The sequence below is a fragment of the Burkholderia sp. 567 genome (assembly GCF_040545115.1).
GTDB lineage: Bacteria > Pseudomonadota > Gammaproteobacteria > Burkholderiales > Burkholderiaceae > Burkholderia > Burkholderia ambifaria.
Genome location: NZ_JBEPLG010000001.1, coordinates 599,013 through 614,243, shown reverse-complemented (window position 1 = coordinate 614,243; position 15,231 = coordinate 599,013). Strand labels below are relative to the sequence as shown.

Genomic DNA, 15,231 nt, shown 5'->3' with positions numbered 1-15,231 from the left:
ATAGGGACATTACCGTCTGGACAGATTGCCGGATGGCGTGCCGGCCCCCTTCCGGGGCCGTTCGAGGCGTCGGGCGCGGCGAGAATACAACAGATCCGCGCCGCGGATGTGACAACGCCCCGCCGGGATCCCGGACGGGGCGTCGATGAGGGCCTCAACCGCAGTGCGGCCAGCGGCCCGGCATCAGTTTGCGTTGACTTCGCGCAGCACCGTGCGGTGCTTCTGGCGCAGCAGTTCCTCGTAGCCCTTCACGTAGTTCTGCGCCATCACCTTCGACGAGAAGCGCGCTTCGAACGCGGCCCGCACCTTCTCGCGCGGCAGCGTATCGAGGCGGTTGAGCGCCGCGACGGCCGAGAGTTCGTCTTCGACGACGAAGCCCGACACGCCGTTGTCGATCACTTCCGGCACCGAGCCGCGCTTGAACGCGATCACCGGCGTGCCGCAGGCCATCGCCTCGATCATCACCAGGCCGAACGGCTCCGGCCAGTCGATCGGGAACAGCAGCGCGTGCGCGTTGCCCAGGAATTCGGTCTTTTCCGACTCGCTGATTTCGCCGATATACTCGACGTGCGGCAGCGCGAACAGCGGCTTGATCTTCTCTTCGTAGTACGCGCGGTCAGCCTTGTCGAGCTTCGCGGCGATCTTGATCGGCAGGCCGGCCTGCTCGGCGATGCGGATCGCGGTATCGACGCGCTTTTCCGGCGAGATGCGGCCGAGGAACGCGAGATAGCTCGGCTTCACGTTCGGGATCGGCGTCAGCAGGTTTTCCGGCAGGCCGTGATACACGGTCGACAGCCAGTTCGCCTGCGGCAGCGGGATGCGCTGGTTGTCGGAGATCGACACGACCGGCACGTCGCTGAACGCGTTGAAGATCGGCTGCAGTTCCGGCAGGTCGAGACGGCCGTGCATCGTCGTCAGATGCGGGACCGGCTGGCGCGAGAACAGCGAGAACGGGTAGTAGTCGATGTGGCAGTGCAGGACGTCGAACTCTTCCGCGCGGCGGCGCACCTGCTCGAGGAGCAGCATGTGCGGGGCCATCACGTCGCGGATCGTCGGGTCGAGGCGCAGTGCCTGCGGCCAGCACGCTTCGAGCTTCGCGGAGGTCTGCGAATCGCCGCTCGCGAAGAGCGTGACGTCATGCCCCATCTCGACAAGTGCTTCGGTCAGATAGGACACCACTCGCTCGGTACCACCGTAAAGCTTCGGGGGGACTGCCTCATGCAACGGAGCGATTTGGGCGATTCGCATGCGTAACTCCTAAAAAATCGGCTAAAAACCAGGTATGGGTCGGCAACCTGCCAGCGGTCGGGCTGGATGCATTTCGTCCGACGGTCGGACGAATCAGCCTGCCGGGGCGTCGAACCCGCGCTGCTCAAGGAGCGTCGGCGACGCGACAGGCATAGAACGTTCGAAACGAAGACCCGTTGACAGGGGTTCGTAAAAAAACCTGGGATCGACCCCGGAGCCGATTATCTAGGGTTAATCCCGAGACGGCCCCCGACATTTCAAACACTTTACTTTGTTACAAAGGCGCAACACTTTGCAACCCGCGGACTCGGGTGTCCGTTCTAGAGTGGAAGGCCCTTTTGGCGATCCTTGTCACCCGTGCGTGCCGGTAGCGTGATTCCGGCACATGAAACAGGACGGGATGCCAGATTTTATCTCAAAATCGCTCGCGAGCCTCTGGCCCAGGCAAGATTCGCGCAGCGCGACGCAGGCCTTGTTTACAATGCCGGATTATTCAGTCCGAGCGCACGCCGGCATGCGATCCAGCCGCCACGCTCAATCACCGAATCACCGCACGCATATTTTGGAATCTCTTACCCCCGCCCAGCGCAACGCCCACAACGCGAAGCTCTCGAGCTACGCGCACCGGCCGATCGCGTTCCTGTTCCGCTACATCCGCCTGCATCCCGTTGCTCACCTCGTCGTGCTCTGCAGCGTGCTGGCTGCCGTCGGCTGCGCGCTCGGCTCGCAATACGCGATCAAGCACCTGATCGACGTGCTGGCGACCGGGCGCCATCATCCGGGCCCGCTGTGGAGCGCGTTCGCGCTGCTCGTCGGGCTGATCGCGGCCGACAACCTGCTGTGGCGGGTCGGCGGCTGGGCCGCCGCGCACACGTTCGTCGCGGTCACCGGCGACCTGCGGCGCGACCTGTTCCAGTATCTGATCGGCCATTCGCCGACCTACTACTCGGAAAAGCAGCCGGGTACGCTCGCGAGCCGCATCACGGCCACGTCGAACGCGGTCTATACGTCGGAGAACACGATGGCGTGGAACGTGCTGCCGCCGTGCATCGCGGTGATGGGCGCGATCCTGATGATCATCGTCGTCAATCCGCTGATGGCCGCCGGCCTGCTCGGCTGCTCGGCCGTGCTGTCCATCATCCTGTTCAAGCTGGCCGGGCGCGGCTCGGCGCGCCACCACGCATTCGCGGCGAAGGCCGCGGCGGTCGACGGCGAGCTCGTCGACGTGATCGGCAACATGGGGCTCGTGCGTGCGTTCGGGATGACGGTGCGCGAACAGAAGCGCTTCAGCGCAACGATCAAGGCGGAGATGGACGCGCGCCAGCAGAGCCTGTTCTATCTCGAGAAGCTGCGGCTGCTGCATGCGGTGATCACCGCGATGCTGTCGGCCGGCCTGCTCGGCTGGGCGCTGTGGCTGTGGGACCAGGGCCGCGCGACGTCGGGCGACATCGTGCTCGTCAGCTCGCTCGGCTTCACGATCCTGCACGGCACGCGCGACCTCGCGGTCGCGCTCGTCGACGTCACGCAGCACGTCGCGCGCCTGTCCGAAGCCGTGAAGACGCTGCTCGAACCGCACGGGATGCCCGACCACTCCGACGCGAAGCCGCTGGCGGCCACCGGCGGGCGCGTCGACTTCGAGCGCGTGACGTTCGCGTATCCGCACCGCCGCGCGATCCTCGACCACTTCGACCTCCATATCGAGCCGGGCCAGCGCGTCGGCCTGATCGGCAAGTCGGGCGCCGGCAAGTCGACCGTGCTCGCGCTGCTGCAGCGCTTCTACGATACGCAGGACGGCGTCGTGAAGGTCGACGGCCAGGACGTGAAGGCGATCACGCAGGACAGCCTGCGCCACGCGATCGCGCTCGTGCCGCAGGACATCTCGCTGCTGCACCGGACGATCTACGACAACATCGCCTATGGCCGCCCCGACGCGACCCGCGAGCAAGTGCTCGCCGCCGCGCGCGACGCGCGCTGCGCGGAGTTCATCGAAGCGATGCCGGAAGGCTATGACACGATCGTCGGCGACCGCGGGGTCAAGCTGTCGGGCGGCCAGCGCCAGCGCATCGCGATCGCGCGCGCGATCCTGAAGGATGCGCCGATCCTGCTGCTCGACGAAGCGACGTCCGCACTCGACAGCTCGTCCGAGGAAGCGATCCAGAGCGCGCTCGACCGCCTGATGGTCGGCCGCACGGTGATCGCGATCGCGCACCGGCTGTCGACGCTGCGCAACTTCGACCGGATCATCGTGATGAGCAACGGCAAGGTGATCGACGATGGCAGCCCCGACGTGCTGCGCAACCGCCCCGGCCTGTACCGCGACCTGCTCGCGAAGCAGCACGGCCGCCATCACGCGCCCGACGGCACCGCGCCGACCGGCGAACGCGTGGCCTGACGCCGCGGCACGCAACCGATAAAAAAGCCGCCTGTGCGAAGCACGGCGGCTTTTTTCATGGCATCGCGCGGCATCCGCCGCGCAAGCGCTGGCTACACGCGCTGCAGGTCGCGCAGGAAGTTGTCGCGCCACACCGACACGTTGTTCTCGCGCAGCTGCGCGATCATGTCCGCATAACGCGCGCGCCGCTCGGCGAGCGGCATCGTCAGCGCCTGCGACAGCGCATCGGCCATCCCGTCGATGTCGATCGGATTGACGATCAGCGCGCCCGTCAGCTCGCGCGCGGCCCCCGCGAAGCGCGACAGCACCAGCACGCCCGGATCGTCCGGATTCTGCGCAGACACGTACTCCTTCGCGACGAGGTTCATGCCGTCGCGCAGCGGCGTGACGAAACCCACGCGCGCCAGCCGGTACAGCGCGGCCAGCACCTGCCGGTCGTACTGGCGGTGAATGTAGAGGATCGGCGCCCAGTCGAGTTCCGCGTAGCGGCCGTTGATGCGCCCCGACTCCGCTTCGAGCTGCAGGCGGATGTCCTGGTATGCGCGCAGGTCGGCGCGCGTCGACGGCGCGATCTGCAGGAACGACACGCGGTTGCGAATCGACGTCTGGTGCTCCAGCAGTTTCTCGAACGCGCGGAACCGCTCGACGAGCCCCTTCGAATAATCGAGCCGGTCGACGCTCATGATCAGCTGGCGCCCGCGCAGCGACGTCGCCAGCGTGCGCACGGCCTTGCCGTTCTCGGCCGCCTGCGCGAGCGACGCGATCTCGTCCGGATACACGCCGATCGGATAGGCGGCCGCGCGCAGCGTGTTGCCGAACGCGTTCACGCGCACCGTGTGCCCTTCGCGCGCGACTTCGCCGCCCGCCTCGAACTCGATGTAGTCGCAGAACGCGCGCAGGTCGGGCTCGGTCTGGAAGCCGAGCAAGTCGAACGCGCACAGCGACTCGACGAGCTCGCGATGCGGCGGCACGTTGACGAGCACCTGCGCGGCCGGAAACGGAATGTGCAGGAAAAAGCCGATGCGGTTCTTCACGCCGGCCTCACGCAGCGCACGCGCGAACGGGATCAGGTGATAGTCGTGCACCCAGATCACGTCGTCGTCCTGCAGCAGCGGCACGAGCTGCTGCGCGAGCCACACGTTCACGCGGCGGTAGCCGTCGAACTCGTGGCGGTCGTACTGGATCAGGTCCGCGCGGTAATGGAACGCGGGCCACAGCGTCGCATTCGAGAAACCGCGGTAGTACTGGTCGTAATCACGACGCGACAGCCCGACGGTCGCGAACGTCACGGGCCCGCGCTCCTCGATGCGGATCTGCGGCGCACCGGATGCGACCACCTCGCCGCTCCAGCCGAACCACATGCCGCCCGTCTCTTTCAGCGCATCATAGACGCCGATCGCGAGGCCACCCGCCGCCGGTTCGCCTTCCGAAATCGGGGCGACGCGGTTTGAAACGATGATGAGTCGACTCATGCGCCCCGCTGCTCCGCGCCAAGCCAGCGGGCAATCTGCGCGTGGAGCGCGTCGACCGAGTCGAGCCGCATGCGCGCCGACGTCTCGCCCGCGCCGACCTTGATTGACAGGCCGCCCCGCGCGTTGACCACCGCGAAGCCCTTCTCGTCGGTCAGGTCGTCGCCCGCGAACAGCGGCACGCGGCCCGCGAACGGCGGCTCGTCGAGGAACGCAGCCAGCGCGCGCCCCTTGTCGACACCCTTCGGCTTGATCTCGAACACCATTTTGCCCGGCTGCAGCACATACGCGTCCGCATATTCGGCGACGAGGCGCTCGGCCGCTTCGCGCGCGGCCGGCTCGCGCTCGGGCGCATTGCGGTAGTGCAGCGCGACGGCCGCGCCCTTGATTTCGAGCAGCATGCCCGGATGACGGTCGACGACGGACGCGAGCTCGCGCTCGATGCGCAGCAGGCGATCGTCGTTGAAGCCGATGCGCTGCGTGTCGCCGTTCGCGTCGCGACGCTCGGCGCCGTGCAGGCCGGCGATCGGCAGGTCCGGCATGTTCAGGAACGCGTCGAGGTTGTCGATGCCGCGACCCGACACGACGGCGAGCGCGCCATGCGAGCGGCGCCGCAGTTCATCGAGCAGCGTCAGCAGCGACGGCGGCACGTGAATGCTGTCGGGCGTCGGCGCCAGTTCGACGAGCGTACCGTCGAAGTCGAAAAAGAACGCGGTATCGGTCAGGGACAGGGAAGCCGGAACGGATTGCATCGATTCGATGGTCTGAGGAGCGGCCTGCACACGCGCGGCCGCCGCTGCGAGAATGGAATTGTGCGCATCTTACCGCGCCTGCGTACCGAGATGGGCGAAACCGGCGTATGGCGGACCTCGCGCCACCGTCCGCGCCAACTGCGACATATTGCCCCGCCCGCCCGTGCCGTACGGGTTTCGAAAGGACGCGGGCGCGGGAATTGCGCTACAGTCGGCAACCGCCGGCCGCGCGACGCATGGCGCCGCGCCGGCCGACGACCGTTCCGTCCGATCGAGCCCCAGGATGTCGTCAGCCCGTCCCGCGCCGCACCGGCGCCACTTCATCACCCGCTTCGTCCGCACGGCCGCGGCGCTGACCGCCGCCGTCGCGCTCGCCGCCTGCACGCACGACGAGCCGAACTGGCACCTGACCAACGTCACGGGCCACCTGCCCGACCTCTCGTTCACGCTGACCGGCGGCGACGGCCATCCGGTCGACGCGAACGCCTTCCGCGGCCGCATCGCGCTCGTCTACTTCGGCTATACGCACTGTCCGGACGTCTGTCCCGAAACGATGGCGCGGCTGATGGAAGTGCTCGCGAAGCTCGGCCCGCAGGCGAACGACGTGCGCATCCTGTTCGTCTCGGTCGACCCCGCGCGCGACACGCCGCAGGCGATGCAGTCGTACGTCGCCGCGTTCGACGCCGCGCACGCGCGAGGGCTGACCGGCACCGACGGCCAGATCGAATCGCTCGCGAAACGCTATCGCGTCGCGTATCAGATGGAAAAACGTGATCCATCCGGCGGCTACGAAGTCACGCACAGCTCGGCCGTCTACATCTTCGACGCGAATGGTCGCGCGCGTTTGCTCGCGACCGACCGCGATTCGCCCGACGCCATCGCCGCCGATGTGCGCCGGATCATCGACACTGCCTCCCCGTCCCGAACTCCGACATGAAGACGACCCTCAAGACGTTCACCCTCCTCGCCGCACTGTGCACCGGCGCGCACGCCTACGCCGCCGGCGCGATCACCGCGCAGAACGCGTGGGTGCGCTGGCTGCCGAACCAGCTGCCCGCGGGCGGCTACGTGACGCTCGTCAATACGGGCGACAAGCCGGTCGATCTCGTCGACGTCGACAGCCCCGACTACGGGATGGCGATGCTGCACCAGACCGTGTCGAACGGCTCGACGCAGAAGATGGAAATGGTCGACAAGCTGACGATCCCCGCGCGCGGCAAGGTCGACATCGCGCCGGGCGGCTATCACTTCATGCTCGAGGAACCGAAGCACGCGATCAAGCCCGGCGACACCGTGCGCCTGCGCCTGAAGTTCTCCGACGGCGAAACGGTCGATACGCCGTTCGCCGTGAAGTCGCCGGCCCAGGCGAAGTGATGCGCGCGCGATGAACGTCCTGTACTGGCTCGATCCGTGGGAACCGTCGCCGACCGTGGTCATCGCGGTGCTGACGGCCGCCGTGCTGTTCGCGCGCGGCGTGAAGAAGGCGAAGGTGTCGCCGCTGCGGCAGTTCTCGTTCTGGTTCGGGCTGACGGCGCTCTACATCGCGCTGCATACGCGGCTCGACTACTTCTTCGAGCATGAATTCTTCCTGCACCGCGCGCAGCACCTCGTGCTGCATCACCTCGGGCCGTTCTTCATCGCACTGGCGTACCCGGGCGCGGCGATCCGCGCGGGCATTCCGTTTCGCTGGCGGCAGCGCTTCGTGCGCCCCGCGCTCGCGTGGGCGCCCGTGCGCGCGACGCTCGACGTGGTGTTCCATCCGGTCGTCGCGGTCGTGCTGTTCGTCGGGTTGATCTATTTCTGGCTGCTGTCGCCGATCCACTTCGTCGCGATGCTCGACTGGCGCCTGTATCGCGTGATGAACTGGAGCATGGTGATCGACGGGCTGCTGTTCTGGTGGCTCGTCGTCGATCCGCGTCCCGCGCCGCCCGCGCGGCTGTCGCCGGGCCGCCGGATCCTGATCGTCATCGCGGCGATCCCGCCGCAGATCGCGCTCGGCGCGCTGATCTTCTTCACGCCGCACGAGCTGTACCCGATCTACTCGATCTGCGGACGCGCGTTCACGTGGCTCAGCCCGCTGCGTGACCAGCAGATCGGCGGCTTGCTGCTGTGGATTCCGGGTTCGATGATGAGCGTGATCGGCGCGCTGATCGCGCTGCGGCACTGGCTGCGGCTGTCTGCGCGCGGCCGTCTGATCGACGAGCGCGCCGCCGCCCGGCGCGCGGAGCGCCCGTCGGTGACGCGCGTCGCCCACTGACGGCACGGCGCGCCGCGCGTCAGCCGCGCGCGCTGGTCATCCACACGTGCGGGATGCCGTCCTCGTCGTGCACGTCCGAGTTCGGCGTGAAGCCGAATGCCCCGTAGAAACGCTGCAGGTGGGCCTGTGCATGCAGGCTCACCTGCGTATCCGGCCACTGCGCGCGGATGTGCTCGAGCGCGCGCGAGATCAGCGCGTTACCGAGGCCCGCGCCGCGAAACGGCGCGGTCGTCAGCACGCGGCCGATGCGCACGTCGGTGTTCTGCGCATCCGGCAACAGCACGCGCAGGTAGCCCGCGAGGCGGCCCGCCGGATCGTACGCGGCCAGATGCCACGCCGCCTGGTCCGCATCGTCGATGTCGCGATACACGCAGTTCTGCTCGACGACGAACACGGCGCTGCGCGCGTCGAGGATCGCATAGAGTTCACGCGCGGTCAGCGCGTCGAAGGATTTCCAGCGCCAGTCGAGATCGTCGGCGCGCGCGGAGGCGGCAGGTGCGGAAGCGGTCATGGTCGTCCTGATTCGGGGCGCGCCGGCCGGCGCGCGGCAACCGTCGATTATGCCTCGAAGCGCACACGGCACGCGAGCGCCCTGCCGCGCACGAAAAAAGGCCCCGCAAGGTGCGCGGGGCCTGTCCGTCATGCCGGCATCTGGCCGAAGCGGCCGTTGTTGAAATCGTCGATCGCGGTCCGGATTTCCTCTTGCGAGTTCATCACGAACGGCCCGTAGCCGACGACCGGCTCATCGATCGGCTCGCCGCTCAAAATCAATAGCTTGGCGTCGCCGTTCGCTTCGATCTCGACGTCGCGGCCGTCGCGGCTCAGTTGCACGAACTGCGCTTCGCGGGCGACCGTCTCGCCGTTCACCAGCAGCGTACCGTTGAGCACCACCACCGCGAGCGTCCGCCCGTCGGCGATCGGGAACCGCGCGCGGCCGCCGGCAGCGAGCCGCACGTCCCACACGTCGATCGGCGTGTGCGTGCGGGCCGGCCCGCGCCGTCCGTCGAATTCGCCCGCGATGATCCGCGCACGCCCCGCACCGTCCGGCAGTTCGACCACCGGGATGTCCGCGTTCAGCAGCGTCTGGTAGCCGGGCGCGCCCATCTTGTCGGCGGCGGGCAGGTTCACCCACAGCTGCACCATCTCGAGCGGACCGCCGCGCTTCGTGAACGCCTCGGAGTGGAATTCCTCGTGGAGGATCCCGCTCGCGGCCGTCATCCACTGCACGTCGCCCGGGCCGATCACGCCACCCGCGCCGGTCGAGTCGCGGTGAGCGACTTCGCCGTCATAGACGATCGTCACGGTTTCGAACCCGCGATGCGGATGCTGACCGACCCCGCGCGGGGCCGAAGCCGGCTCGAAGTTCGCGGGGCCCGCGTAGTCGAGCAGCAGAAACGGGCTCAGGTGCGCCCCGTGAGACTGATAGCTGAACATCGAACGCACCGGGAAACCGTCGCCGACCCAATGGCCACGCGGCGCGCTGTAAACACCTTGGATCTTCTTCATTTGCCTTCTCCGAATTGCGGCGAAACACGTGCTTCGCATCCTGAGTACGAATATAGAGATGGAACGATCGATCCGGTAGACTGCGAAAATCGCACTCAGCGTTCTATTTGATGAACGATCAAGAACGGGATCTGAACGATCTCTATTACTTCGTCCAGGTGGTCGAGCACGGCGGTTTCGCACCGGCCGGGCGCGCGCTCAATCTGCCGAAATCGAAGCTGAGCCGCCGTATCGCGCTGCTCGAGGCGCGGCTCGGGATGCGGCTGATCCAGCGCTCGACGCGCCGTTTCACCGTCACCGACGTCGGCCAGACCTACTACGCGCACTGTCGCGCGATGCTCGTCGAAGCGGATGCCGCCGACGAAGCGATCGCGCTGCTGCACGAGGAGCCCCGCGGCATCGTGCGCGTGAGCTGCCCGGTCGTGCTGCTCGATTCGCTGGTCGGCACGATGATCGCCGCGTTCATGGCCGCGTGCCCGCGCGTCGAGATTCATCTGGAGGCGACCAACCGGCGCGTCGACGTGGTCGGCGAAGGGATCGACGTCGCGATCCGAGTGCGCCCGCCGCCGCTCGAGGACAGCGATCTCGCGCTGCGCGTGCTGGCCGAGCGCGGCCAGTGCCTCGTCGCGAGCCCCGCGTTGCTGCGCGAGCTCGGCACGCCGGCCGTCCCTGCCGACCTGACCCGCCTGCCGAGCCTCGATCACGGCGTGCCGCAGGCCGCGCACGTCTGGCGGCTGCGCGGCCCCGACGGCGCGCAGGCGGAAATCCACCACCAGCCGCGCCTCGTGACGGGCGGCATGCTCGCGCTGCGCGCGGCGGCCGTCGCGGGTGTCGGCGTCGTGCAGCTGCCGACGATGATGGTGCGCGACGAAGTCGCGCGCGGCGAACTGGTGACCGTGCTGCCGAACTGGGCGCCGCGGCGCGAGATCGTGCACGCGGTGTTCGCGTCGCGGCGCGGGTTGTTGCCCGCGGTGCGCGCGCTGCTCGACTTCCTGACCGAACGGTTCGCCGAACTCGCACCCGATTGAGCGGGCTCGCGTGCTCCTGCGCGGCACGTTCGGCATCGCGCTCAGCGAACCGGACGCTGCAGACGGGCCGCGCGTGCCGTAGACTGCGGGACGCGCATCGCGCTTTTCACAACCCAGCCGTTCACCACCCTTATCGCATTTCAGCCATGTTCACGCTGTCCAACGACCCTCACGCCTCCAAGGCCGAACTCTATGCGACGCTCGTCGAGCAGGCACGCGCGCTCGTCGAATCGGAACGCGACCTGACCGCGAACGCCGCGAACTTCTCCGCGCTCGTCTATCACTCGCTCGACCGCCTGAACTGGGCCGGCTTCTATTTCTTCGACGGCTCGGAACTCGTGGTCGGCCCGTTCCAGGGCAAGCCCGCGTGCGTGCGGATCGCGCTCGGCAAGGGCGTGTGCGGCACGGCCGCGCAGACCCGCGAGACGCAGGTCGTGCGCGACGTGCATGAATTCCCGGGCCATATCGCGTGCGATGCCGCGTCGGAATCGGAAATCGTCGTGCCGCTGGTGGCCGCCGACGGCACGCTGATCGGCGTGTGGGACGTCGACAGCCCCGTTGCCGCACGTTTCGACGACGAGGACCGCAACGGGATGGAAGCGCTGTGCCGCGTGTTCGTCGAACACGCGTGGCAGAAGGCGCGCGGTTAAGCGACGTTCGCAGCGTGACGCTGCCGGTCGCGGCGGTGGAGACGGCGGCTTGGCCGAGCATCCCGCGCGACTGCCAATGAATGACACGGGCCCCACGACGGGGCCCGTTTCCATTGCGCCTTTACGTGCGGATTGCCGCGCGTCAGGCCGCGTGCGTGCCGGAGAGCGCCGCGAACGCCTGCGGCTTCACGTCGTCCGACAGGATCTCGAAGCCCTGCTCCGTCACCACGACCATGTGCTCCCATTGCGCTGACAGCGAATGGTCTTGCGTGACGACCGTCCAGCCGTCCGCCAGCACGCGCGTATCGCGCTTGCCCGCATTCAGCATCGGCTCGATCGTGAAGATCATCCCCGGCCGCAGCGGCACGCCGGTCCCCGGGCGGCCGTAGTGCAGCACCTGCGGCTCGTCGTGGTACACGTCGCCGATCCCGTGCCCGCAGTACTCGCGAACCACGCTGAACCCTTCGCGATGCGCGACCTGCTGGATCGCATAGCCGACGTCGCCGAGCGTCGCGCCCGGACGCACCGCGCGGATGCCCGCATGCATCGCCTCGTAGGTCGTCGCGACGAGGCGCCGCGCCAGTTCACCCGGCTCGCCGACGAAGTACATGCGGCTCGTGTCGCCGAACCAGCCGTCCTTGATCACCGCGATGTCGAGATTCACGATGTCGCCGTCGCGCATCGGCCGCGACGACGGAATACCGTGACAGACCACATGGTTGACCGACGTGCACAGGGTTTTCGGATAACCGTGATAGCCGATGTTCGCCGGGATCGCGCCGAGTTCGTCGATGATGTATTCGCGGCAGCGGGCGTCCAGTTCGTCCGTGGTGACGCCCGGCTTCACGTGCTCGGTGATCATCGTCAGCACGCGGGACGCGAGCTTCGCGGCCTCGCGCGACTTGTCGATTTCCGCGGCGCCGCGGATCGGGATTTCTCGCTTCGCCATTACGCCACCTGCTCGATGTCGCGCGTCACCGACTCGGTCGGCCCCGCATCGCCGCCGCGCGCTTCGATCTCGATCAGCATTCGGCAGATATCGCCGTAGGACAGCGACGGATTGAGTTCCGACAGCATCCCGACGCGCAGCCAGTGTTCCGCCTGCGCATTGATCGAACGGCTCAGCGCGGTACTGGTCGAGCGCAGCCGTTCATGCATGTGCTCGGATATCTTGATGATTCCCATATAACCCTAATTAAACGAAGTGTAGTCGTTTCGTATATTACGCTCGGGCCGGCTGACGGGCAAGCATTCCGATTTCGTCCACACCCCGTTGACATCGAATTCCAGCTTGCTGGACAATAAATCCATCATGCAGGAATCCACCCGCCCGCCCGTCGACGACACCGGCATCAACGAACGCATCGCCCGGCGCGTGCGCGACTTGCGCACGCTACGAGGCTACACGCTCGATGCGCTCGCCGCGCGTTCGGGCGTGAGCCGCTCGATGATCTCGCTCATCGAGCGCGCGTCGGCGAGCCCGACGGCCGTCGTGCTCGACAAGCTCGCGGCGGGTCTCGGTGTGTCGCTGGCCGGGCTGTTCGGCGGCGATCGCGCCGACGCGCCCGCGCAGCCGCTGGTGCGGCGCGCGCAACAGGCGGAATGGCGCGATCCGGCGTCCGGTTACGTGCGGCGCAATCTGTCGCCGCCCGGCTGGCCGTCGCCGATCCAGCTCGTCGAGGTCGATTTCCCGCCCGGCGCGCGCGTCGCGTACGACTCCGGCGGGCGCGAAAGCGCACTGCATCAACAGGTGTGGGTCGTCGATGGGCGCGTCGACGTCACGCTGGGCGACCAGCTTCACGAACTTCACGCCGGCGACTGTCTGGCCATGCGTCTCGATCAGCCGCTGATTTTCAGCAACCCATCGTCGCAGGCCGCGCGCTATGTCGTCGCGATCTGCGATGTTCCCGCCGCCGCTGGCGCGCGGAGTGTGTCATCCGTTCAAAGCCGCCAGGCGCAGGAGCCCGTATGAATTCCCCGAAACAGCGTGACGACGTGCGCCTGATCGATTGCAGCGAGGCCGAGCATGCCGCGGCCATCCTCGAGATCCTGAACGATGCGATCGTGAACTCGACCGCGCTGTACGACTACCGGCCGCGCCCGCCCGAAGCGATGGTCGCGTGGTTCGCGACGAAGCGCGCCAGCGGTTTTCCGGTCGTCGGCGCGGTCGATGAATCGGGCACGCTGGTCGGCTTCGCGAGTTGGGGCACGTTCCGCGCGTTTCCGGCGTTCAAGTACACGGTCGAACACAGCGTCTACGTGCACCGCGACCATCGCGGCCGCGGGCTCGGGGAGCTGCTGCTGCGCGAATTGATCCGGCGTGCACGCGAAGCCGACGTGCACGTGCTGGTCGGTTGCATCGACGCCACCAACGGCGGCAGCGTCGCGCTGCATACGCGCCTCGGCTTCGTGCATTCGGGCACGATCACCGAAGCGGGCTTCAAGTTCGGCCGCTGGCTCGATGCGGCGTTCTATCAGTTGACGCTCGACACCCCCGCGCAGCCGGTGGATGGCTGATCGGCATCACTGAGCGTTCGGCGATCTCCCGCTGACGCGGGCGATGCAGACGGCGCGCGCCCCGACGACACCGCCCTTGGTTCGGTGGCTCCCGCTGACGCGGGCGATGCAGACGCCCCGCCACGACGACCACCGCCCTCGCAGCACCAACGCGATCAAGCCCGCGTTGTCGCCACGCCTCCAGGCTTTCCCTCCGCGTCCCGGGCCCCGGCCCCGCACCTTCGTCCCGTGACGACGAGCGTGACGTTCGCCGCATTCTTGCGCGAGAACGGCAGCGATACGGTATTCCCAGCGGCCGCAGCGCGGTCGCATACCGATCCATCACTCGGAGGATGCCGTATGAAAACGCCCCATGCCCTGCCGTACCATCCCGGATCGCGACACGACGCCGGCCTCGCGCGACGCGCGCTCCGCTGCGTGGCGTGCTCGCTTGCCGCCCTTCCGCTTTTCTGCGGACAAGCGTTCGCGGCCGGCGCGTGTCCGACGCCATTCGTGTTGAGCGGCAACACCGATCTGCTGTGGAAGGAAGTCACCAACAACCAGTGGCGCAACATGCTGCCGCGCGGCTGGACCGACAACGGTTTTCACTTCTACAGCCGGGTGCGCAGCCGCGGTCCGGAGAACGGCATCAACACGCCGTCGGATCTCGAGTCCGAAATCCGCAAGCAGAGTGCCGACGAGCCGGCCGGTGGCAACAACCCGAATCGCCGGGCGATCACGCTGCCGATCTTGAACAGCAAGGGCCAGCATCTGCTGGTGATTTACGACTACGACGGCAAAAGTACGTCGAAGTGCGAGCTGGTGACGTTGACGTATCCGGCGGAATAGATGCGTGAATGACGTGCTGGAAAAGGAAAAGCCTCGCGGAAGCGGGGTTTTTTCTTTCTTGGCGGGCGACACGTTCGATCCTACGCGAAAGCGTCGCGATCACGGTTCGCGCGTCCGCAATTGGCGAGTACACTGAAAATTCAATCGCAGCAGGAGAATGTGATGATTGACGCTGGCCCTCAAAGCACTTTCCGAGGCCTGCCGCTTACGGTGGAGCAGGACGCGGAAGTGAAGCACTACATAACCGATCGAACTCGGCGCGGACTGCCCTGGGACACGCCGGAGTTGAGCGCGATGCTCGAGGACATGCTGCATCCCCCGGGTGACGGGGACGAGGACGGGGACGACGATGTCGCATCCCCGGCAGACGAAGCTCGAGCCGCCGCCGAACGTGCAGAGGCATCGATTGACGATGCGATGGATCCCATCGAGGCGAATGAGGAGTGGAACGCGGCCATGGAGTCGGAAGCCATGAAAGGGCCCCGACGATAACCTGCAGACGTCACGCCGAGGATGAAGCAGCACCTGCGTGCCTTATCGGATGGCGCGCGGATACAAAGCCCTGCGCTGCCCTTGTCCCGACC

The 15,231-nt window shown here is 67.3% G+C and carries 17 protein-coding genes; 10 read left to right on the top strand and 7 right to left on the bottom strand.

Translation table 11 applies throughout. The features are described from left to right. Nucleotides 1-183 precede the first annotated feature (183 nt). The gene (locus ABIC50_RS02980; protein WP_011656377.1) at nucleotides 184-1,248 is read right to left on the bottom strand and encodes a glycosyltransferase family 4 protein; all 1,065 of its coding nucleotides are present in this window, start codon (nucleotides 1,246-1,248) and stop codon (nucleotides 184-186) included. Between the two features lie 562 nt (nucleotides 1,249-1,810). Between ABIC50_RS02980 and ABIC50_RS02975 the strand changes: the two genes are divergently transcribed. Beyond that, entirely contained in the window at nucleotides 1,811-3,640 is a 1,830-nt protein-coding gene (locus ABIC50_RS02975) for an ABC transporter ATP-binding protein (protein ID WP_354161468.1), read from the top strand. Nucleotides 3,641-3,732: 92 nt separating this feature from the next. Here the strand turns inward: ABIC50_RS02975 and otsA are convergent, their stop codons facing one another. Both otsA and otsB read right to left on the bottom strand, forming a co-directional pair. Then, a complete protein-coding gene (gene otsA / locus ABIC50_RS02970; RefSeq protein WP_165751109.1) occupies nucleotides 3,733-5,112 on the bottom strand; it encodes an alpha,alpha-trehalose-phosphate synthase (UDP-forming) in 1,380 nt (459 codons plus the stop codon). Beyond that, nucleotides 5,109-5,861, bottom strand: a complete 753-nt coding sequence (gene otsB, locus ABIC50_RS02965) for a trehalose-phosphatase (protein ID WP_011656375.1) — start codon at nucleotides 5,859-5,861, stop codon at nucleotides 5,109-5,111. Before otsB ends, otsA begins: the two co-directional genes overlap by 4 nt. Nucleotides 5,862-6,144: 283 nt before the next feature. Here otsB and ABIC50_RS02960 point away from each other — a divergent pair, with 283 nt between their 5' ends. The 3 genes from ABIC50_RS02960 to ABIC50_RS02950 are packed head-to-tail and all read left to right on the top strand — an operon-like array spanning nucleotide 6,145 to nucleotide 8,118. Next, complete coding sequence (locus ABIC50_RS02960) at nucleotides 6,145-6,798, top strand: SCO family protein (RefSeq protein WP_212083407.1); 654 nt, start codon at nucleotides 6,145-6,147, stop codon at nucleotides 6,796-6,798. Continuing rightward, nucleotides 6,795-7,235, top strand: a complete 441-nt coding sequence (locus tag ABIC50_RS02955; RefSeq protein WP_354161465.1) for a copper chaperone PCu(A)C — start codon at nucleotides 6,795-6,797, stop codon at nucleotides 7,233-7,235. Before ABIC50_RS02960 ends, ABIC50_RS02955 begins: the two co-directional genes overlap by 4 nt. A gap of 10 nt (nucleotides 7,236-7,245) precedes the next feature. Continuing rightward, on the top strand, nucleotides 7,246-8,118 hold the full coding sequence (locus ABIC50_RS02950; protein ID WP_354161462.1) for a cytochrome c oxidase assembly protein: 873 nt from the start codon (nucleotides 7,246-7,248) through the stop codon (nucleotides 8,116-8,118). Nucleotides 8,119-8,137: 19 nt separating this feature from the next. On the opposite strand, the gene ABIC50_RS02945 is transcribed toward ABIC50_RS02950, so the two are convergent. Both ABIC50_RS02945 and ABIC50_RS02940 read right to left on the bottom strand, forming a co-directional pair. Then, nucleotides 8,138-8,629: a GNAT family N-acetyltransferase gene (locus ABIC50_RS02945; protein WP_011656371.1), complete on the bottom strand. Its 492-nt coding sequence runs from the start codon at nucleotides 8,627-8,629 to the stop codon at nucleotides 8,138-8,140. A 128-nt stretch (nucleotides 8,630-8,757) separates the two neighbouring features. Beyond that, the gene (locus tag ABIC50_RS02940) at nucleotides 8,758-9,624 is read right to left on the bottom strand and encodes a pirin family protein (protein ID WP_175706166.1); all 867 of its coding nucleotides are present in this window, start codon (nucleotides 9,622-9,624) and stop codon (nucleotides 8,758-8,760) included. 110 nt (nucleotides 9,625-9,734) lie between these two features. On the opposite strand from ABIC50_RS02940, the gene ABIC50_RS02935 reads away from it, so the two are divergent. Both ABIC50_RS02935 and msrC read left to right on the top strand, forming a co-directional pair. Beyond that, entirely contained in the window at nucleotides 9,735-10,652 is a 918-nt protein-coding gene (locus tag ABIC50_RS02935) for a LysR family transcriptional regulator (RefSeq protein WP_006757512.1), read from the top strand. Nucleotides 10,653-10,798: 146 nt separating this feature from the next. Next, nucleotides 10,799-11,302: a free L-methionine (R)-S-oxide reductase MsrC gene (gene msrC / locus ABIC50_RS02930; RefSeq protein WP_012363421.1), complete on the top strand. Its 504-nt coding sequence runs from the start codon at nucleotides 10,799-10,801 to the stop codon at nucleotides 11,300-11,302. Between the two features lie 142 nt (nucleotides 11,303-11,444). Here msrC and map read toward each other — a convergent pair whose 3' ends face one another. Then, nucleotides 11,445-12,251 carry a type I methionyl aminopeptidase gene (map, locus tag ABIC50_RS02925; RefSeq protein ID WP_105833184.1) on the bottom strand — a complete coding sequence of 269 codons (807 nt, stop codon included), beginning with the start codon at nucleotides 12,249-12,251 and terminating at the stop codon, nucleotides 11,445-11,447. Further along, the gene (locus tag ABIC50_RS02920; protein WP_175656037.1) at nucleotides 12,251-12,487 is read right to left on the bottom strand and encodes a ParD-like family protein; all 237 of its coding nucleotides are present in this window, start codon (nucleotides 12,485-12,487) and stop codon (nucleotides 12,251-12,253) included. Before ABIC50_RS02920 ends, map begins: the two co-directional genes overlap by 1 nt. Nucleotides 12,488-12,614: 127 nt before the next feature. Between ABIC50_RS02920 and ABIC50_RS02915 the strand changes: the two genes are divergently transcribed. The 4 genes from ABIC50_RS02915 (at nucleotide 12,615) to ABIC50_RS02900 (ending at nucleotide 15,139) form a co-directional block, all read left to right on the top strand. After that, nucleotides 12,615-13,274, top strand: a complete 660-nt coding sequence (locus ABIC50_RS02915; RefSeq protein WP_126227410.1) for a helix-turn-helix domain-containing protein — start codon at nucleotides 12,615-12,617, stop codon at nucleotides 13,272-13,274. Beyond that, nucleotides 13,271-13,819 carry a GNAT family N-acetyltransferase gene (locus ABIC50_RS02910; RefSeq protein ID WP_334044073.1) on the top strand — a complete coding sequence of 183 codons (549 nt, stop codon included), beginning with the start codon at nucleotides 13,271-13,273 and terminating at the stop codon, nucleotides 13,817-13,819. Before ABIC50_RS02915 ends, ABIC50_RS02910 begins: the two co-directional genes overlap by 4 nt. 228 nt (nucleotides 13,820-14,047) lie before the next feature. Continuing rightward, complete coding sequence (locus tag ABIC50_RS02905; RefSeq protein WP_244098306.1) at nucleotides 14,048-14,647, top strand: hypothetical protein; 600 nt, start codon at nucleotides 14,048-14,050, stop codon at nucleotides 14,645-14,647. Nucleotides 14,648-14,809: 162 nt separating this feature from the next. Continuing rightward, nucleotides 14,810-15,139, top strand: coding sequence for a hypothetical protein (locus ABIC50_RS02900; protein WP_011656363.1), 330 nt, complete (start codon nucleotides 14,810-14,812; stop codon nucleotides 15,137-15,139). Nucleotides 15,140-15,231: the final 92 nt, after the last annotated feature.

What these genes read in the sequence shown, in the direction of transcription:
- ABIC50_RS02950 (WP_354161462.1), top strand. Translation starts at nt 7,246, where the DNA reads ATGAACGTCCTGTACTGGCTCGATCCGTGGGAACCGTCGCCGACCGTG.
- ABIC50_RS02980 (WP_011656377.1), bottom strand. Translation starts at nt 1,248, where the DNA reads ATGCGAATCGCCCAAATCGCTCCGTTGCATGAGGCAGTCCCCCCGAAG.
- ABIC50_RS02935 (WP_006757512.1), top strand. Translation starts at nt 9,735, where the DNA reads ATGAACGATCAAGAACGGGATCTGAACGATCTCTATTACTTCGTCCAG.
- ABIC50_RS02920 (WP_175656037.1), bottom strand. Translation starts at nt 12,487, where the DNA reads ATGGGAATCATCAAGATATCCGAGCACATGCATGAACGGCTGCGCTCG.
- ABIC50_RS02960 (WP_212083407.1), top strand. Translation starts at nt 6,145, where the DNA reads ATGTCGTCAGCCCGTCCCGCGCCGCACCGGCGCCACTTCATCACCCGC.
- map (WP_105833184.1), bottom strand. Translation starts at nt 12,251, where the DNA reads ATGGCGAAGCGAGAAATCCCGATCCGCGGCGCCGCGGAAATCGACAAG.
- ABIC50_RS02955 (WP_354161465.1), top strand. Translation starts at nt 6,795, where the DNA reads ATGAAGACGACCCTCAAGACGTTCACCCTCCTCGCCGCACTGTGCACC.
- ABIC50_RS02945 (WP_011656371.1), bottom strand. Translation starts at nt 8,629, where the DNA reads ATGACCGCTTCCGCACCTGCCGCCTCCGCGCGCGCCGACGATCTCGAC.
- otsB (WP_011656375.1), bottom strand. Translation starts at nt 5,861, where the DNA reads ATGCAATCCGTTCCGGCTTCCCTGTCCCTGACCGATACCGCGTTCTTT.
- otsA (WP_165751109.1), bottom strand. Translation starts at nt 5,112, where the DNA reads ATGAGTCGACTCATCATCGTTTCAAACCGCGTCGCCCCGATTTCGGAA.
- msrC (WP_012363421.1), top strand. Translation starts at nt 10,799, where the DNA reads ATGTTCACGCTGTCCAACGACCCTCACGCCTCCAAGGCCGAACTCTAT.
- ABIC50_RS02915 (WP_126227410.1), top strand. Translation starts at nt 12,615, where the DNA reads ATGCAGGAATCCACCCGCCCGCCCGTCGACGACACCGGCATCAACGAA.
- ABIC50_RS02900 (WP_011656363.1), top strand. Translation starts at nt 14,810, where the DNA reads ATGATTGACGCTGGCCCTCAAAGCACTTTCCGAGGCCTGCCGCTTACG.
- ABIC50_RS02940 (WP_175706166.1), bottom strand. Translation starts at nt 9,624, where the DNA reads ATGAAGAAGATCCAAGGTGTTTACAGCGCGCCGCGTGGCCATTGGGTC.
- ABIC50_RS02910 (WP_334044073.1), top strand. Translation starts at nt 13,271, where the DNA reads ATGAATTCCCCGAAACAGCGTGACGACGTGCGCCTGATCGATTGCAGC.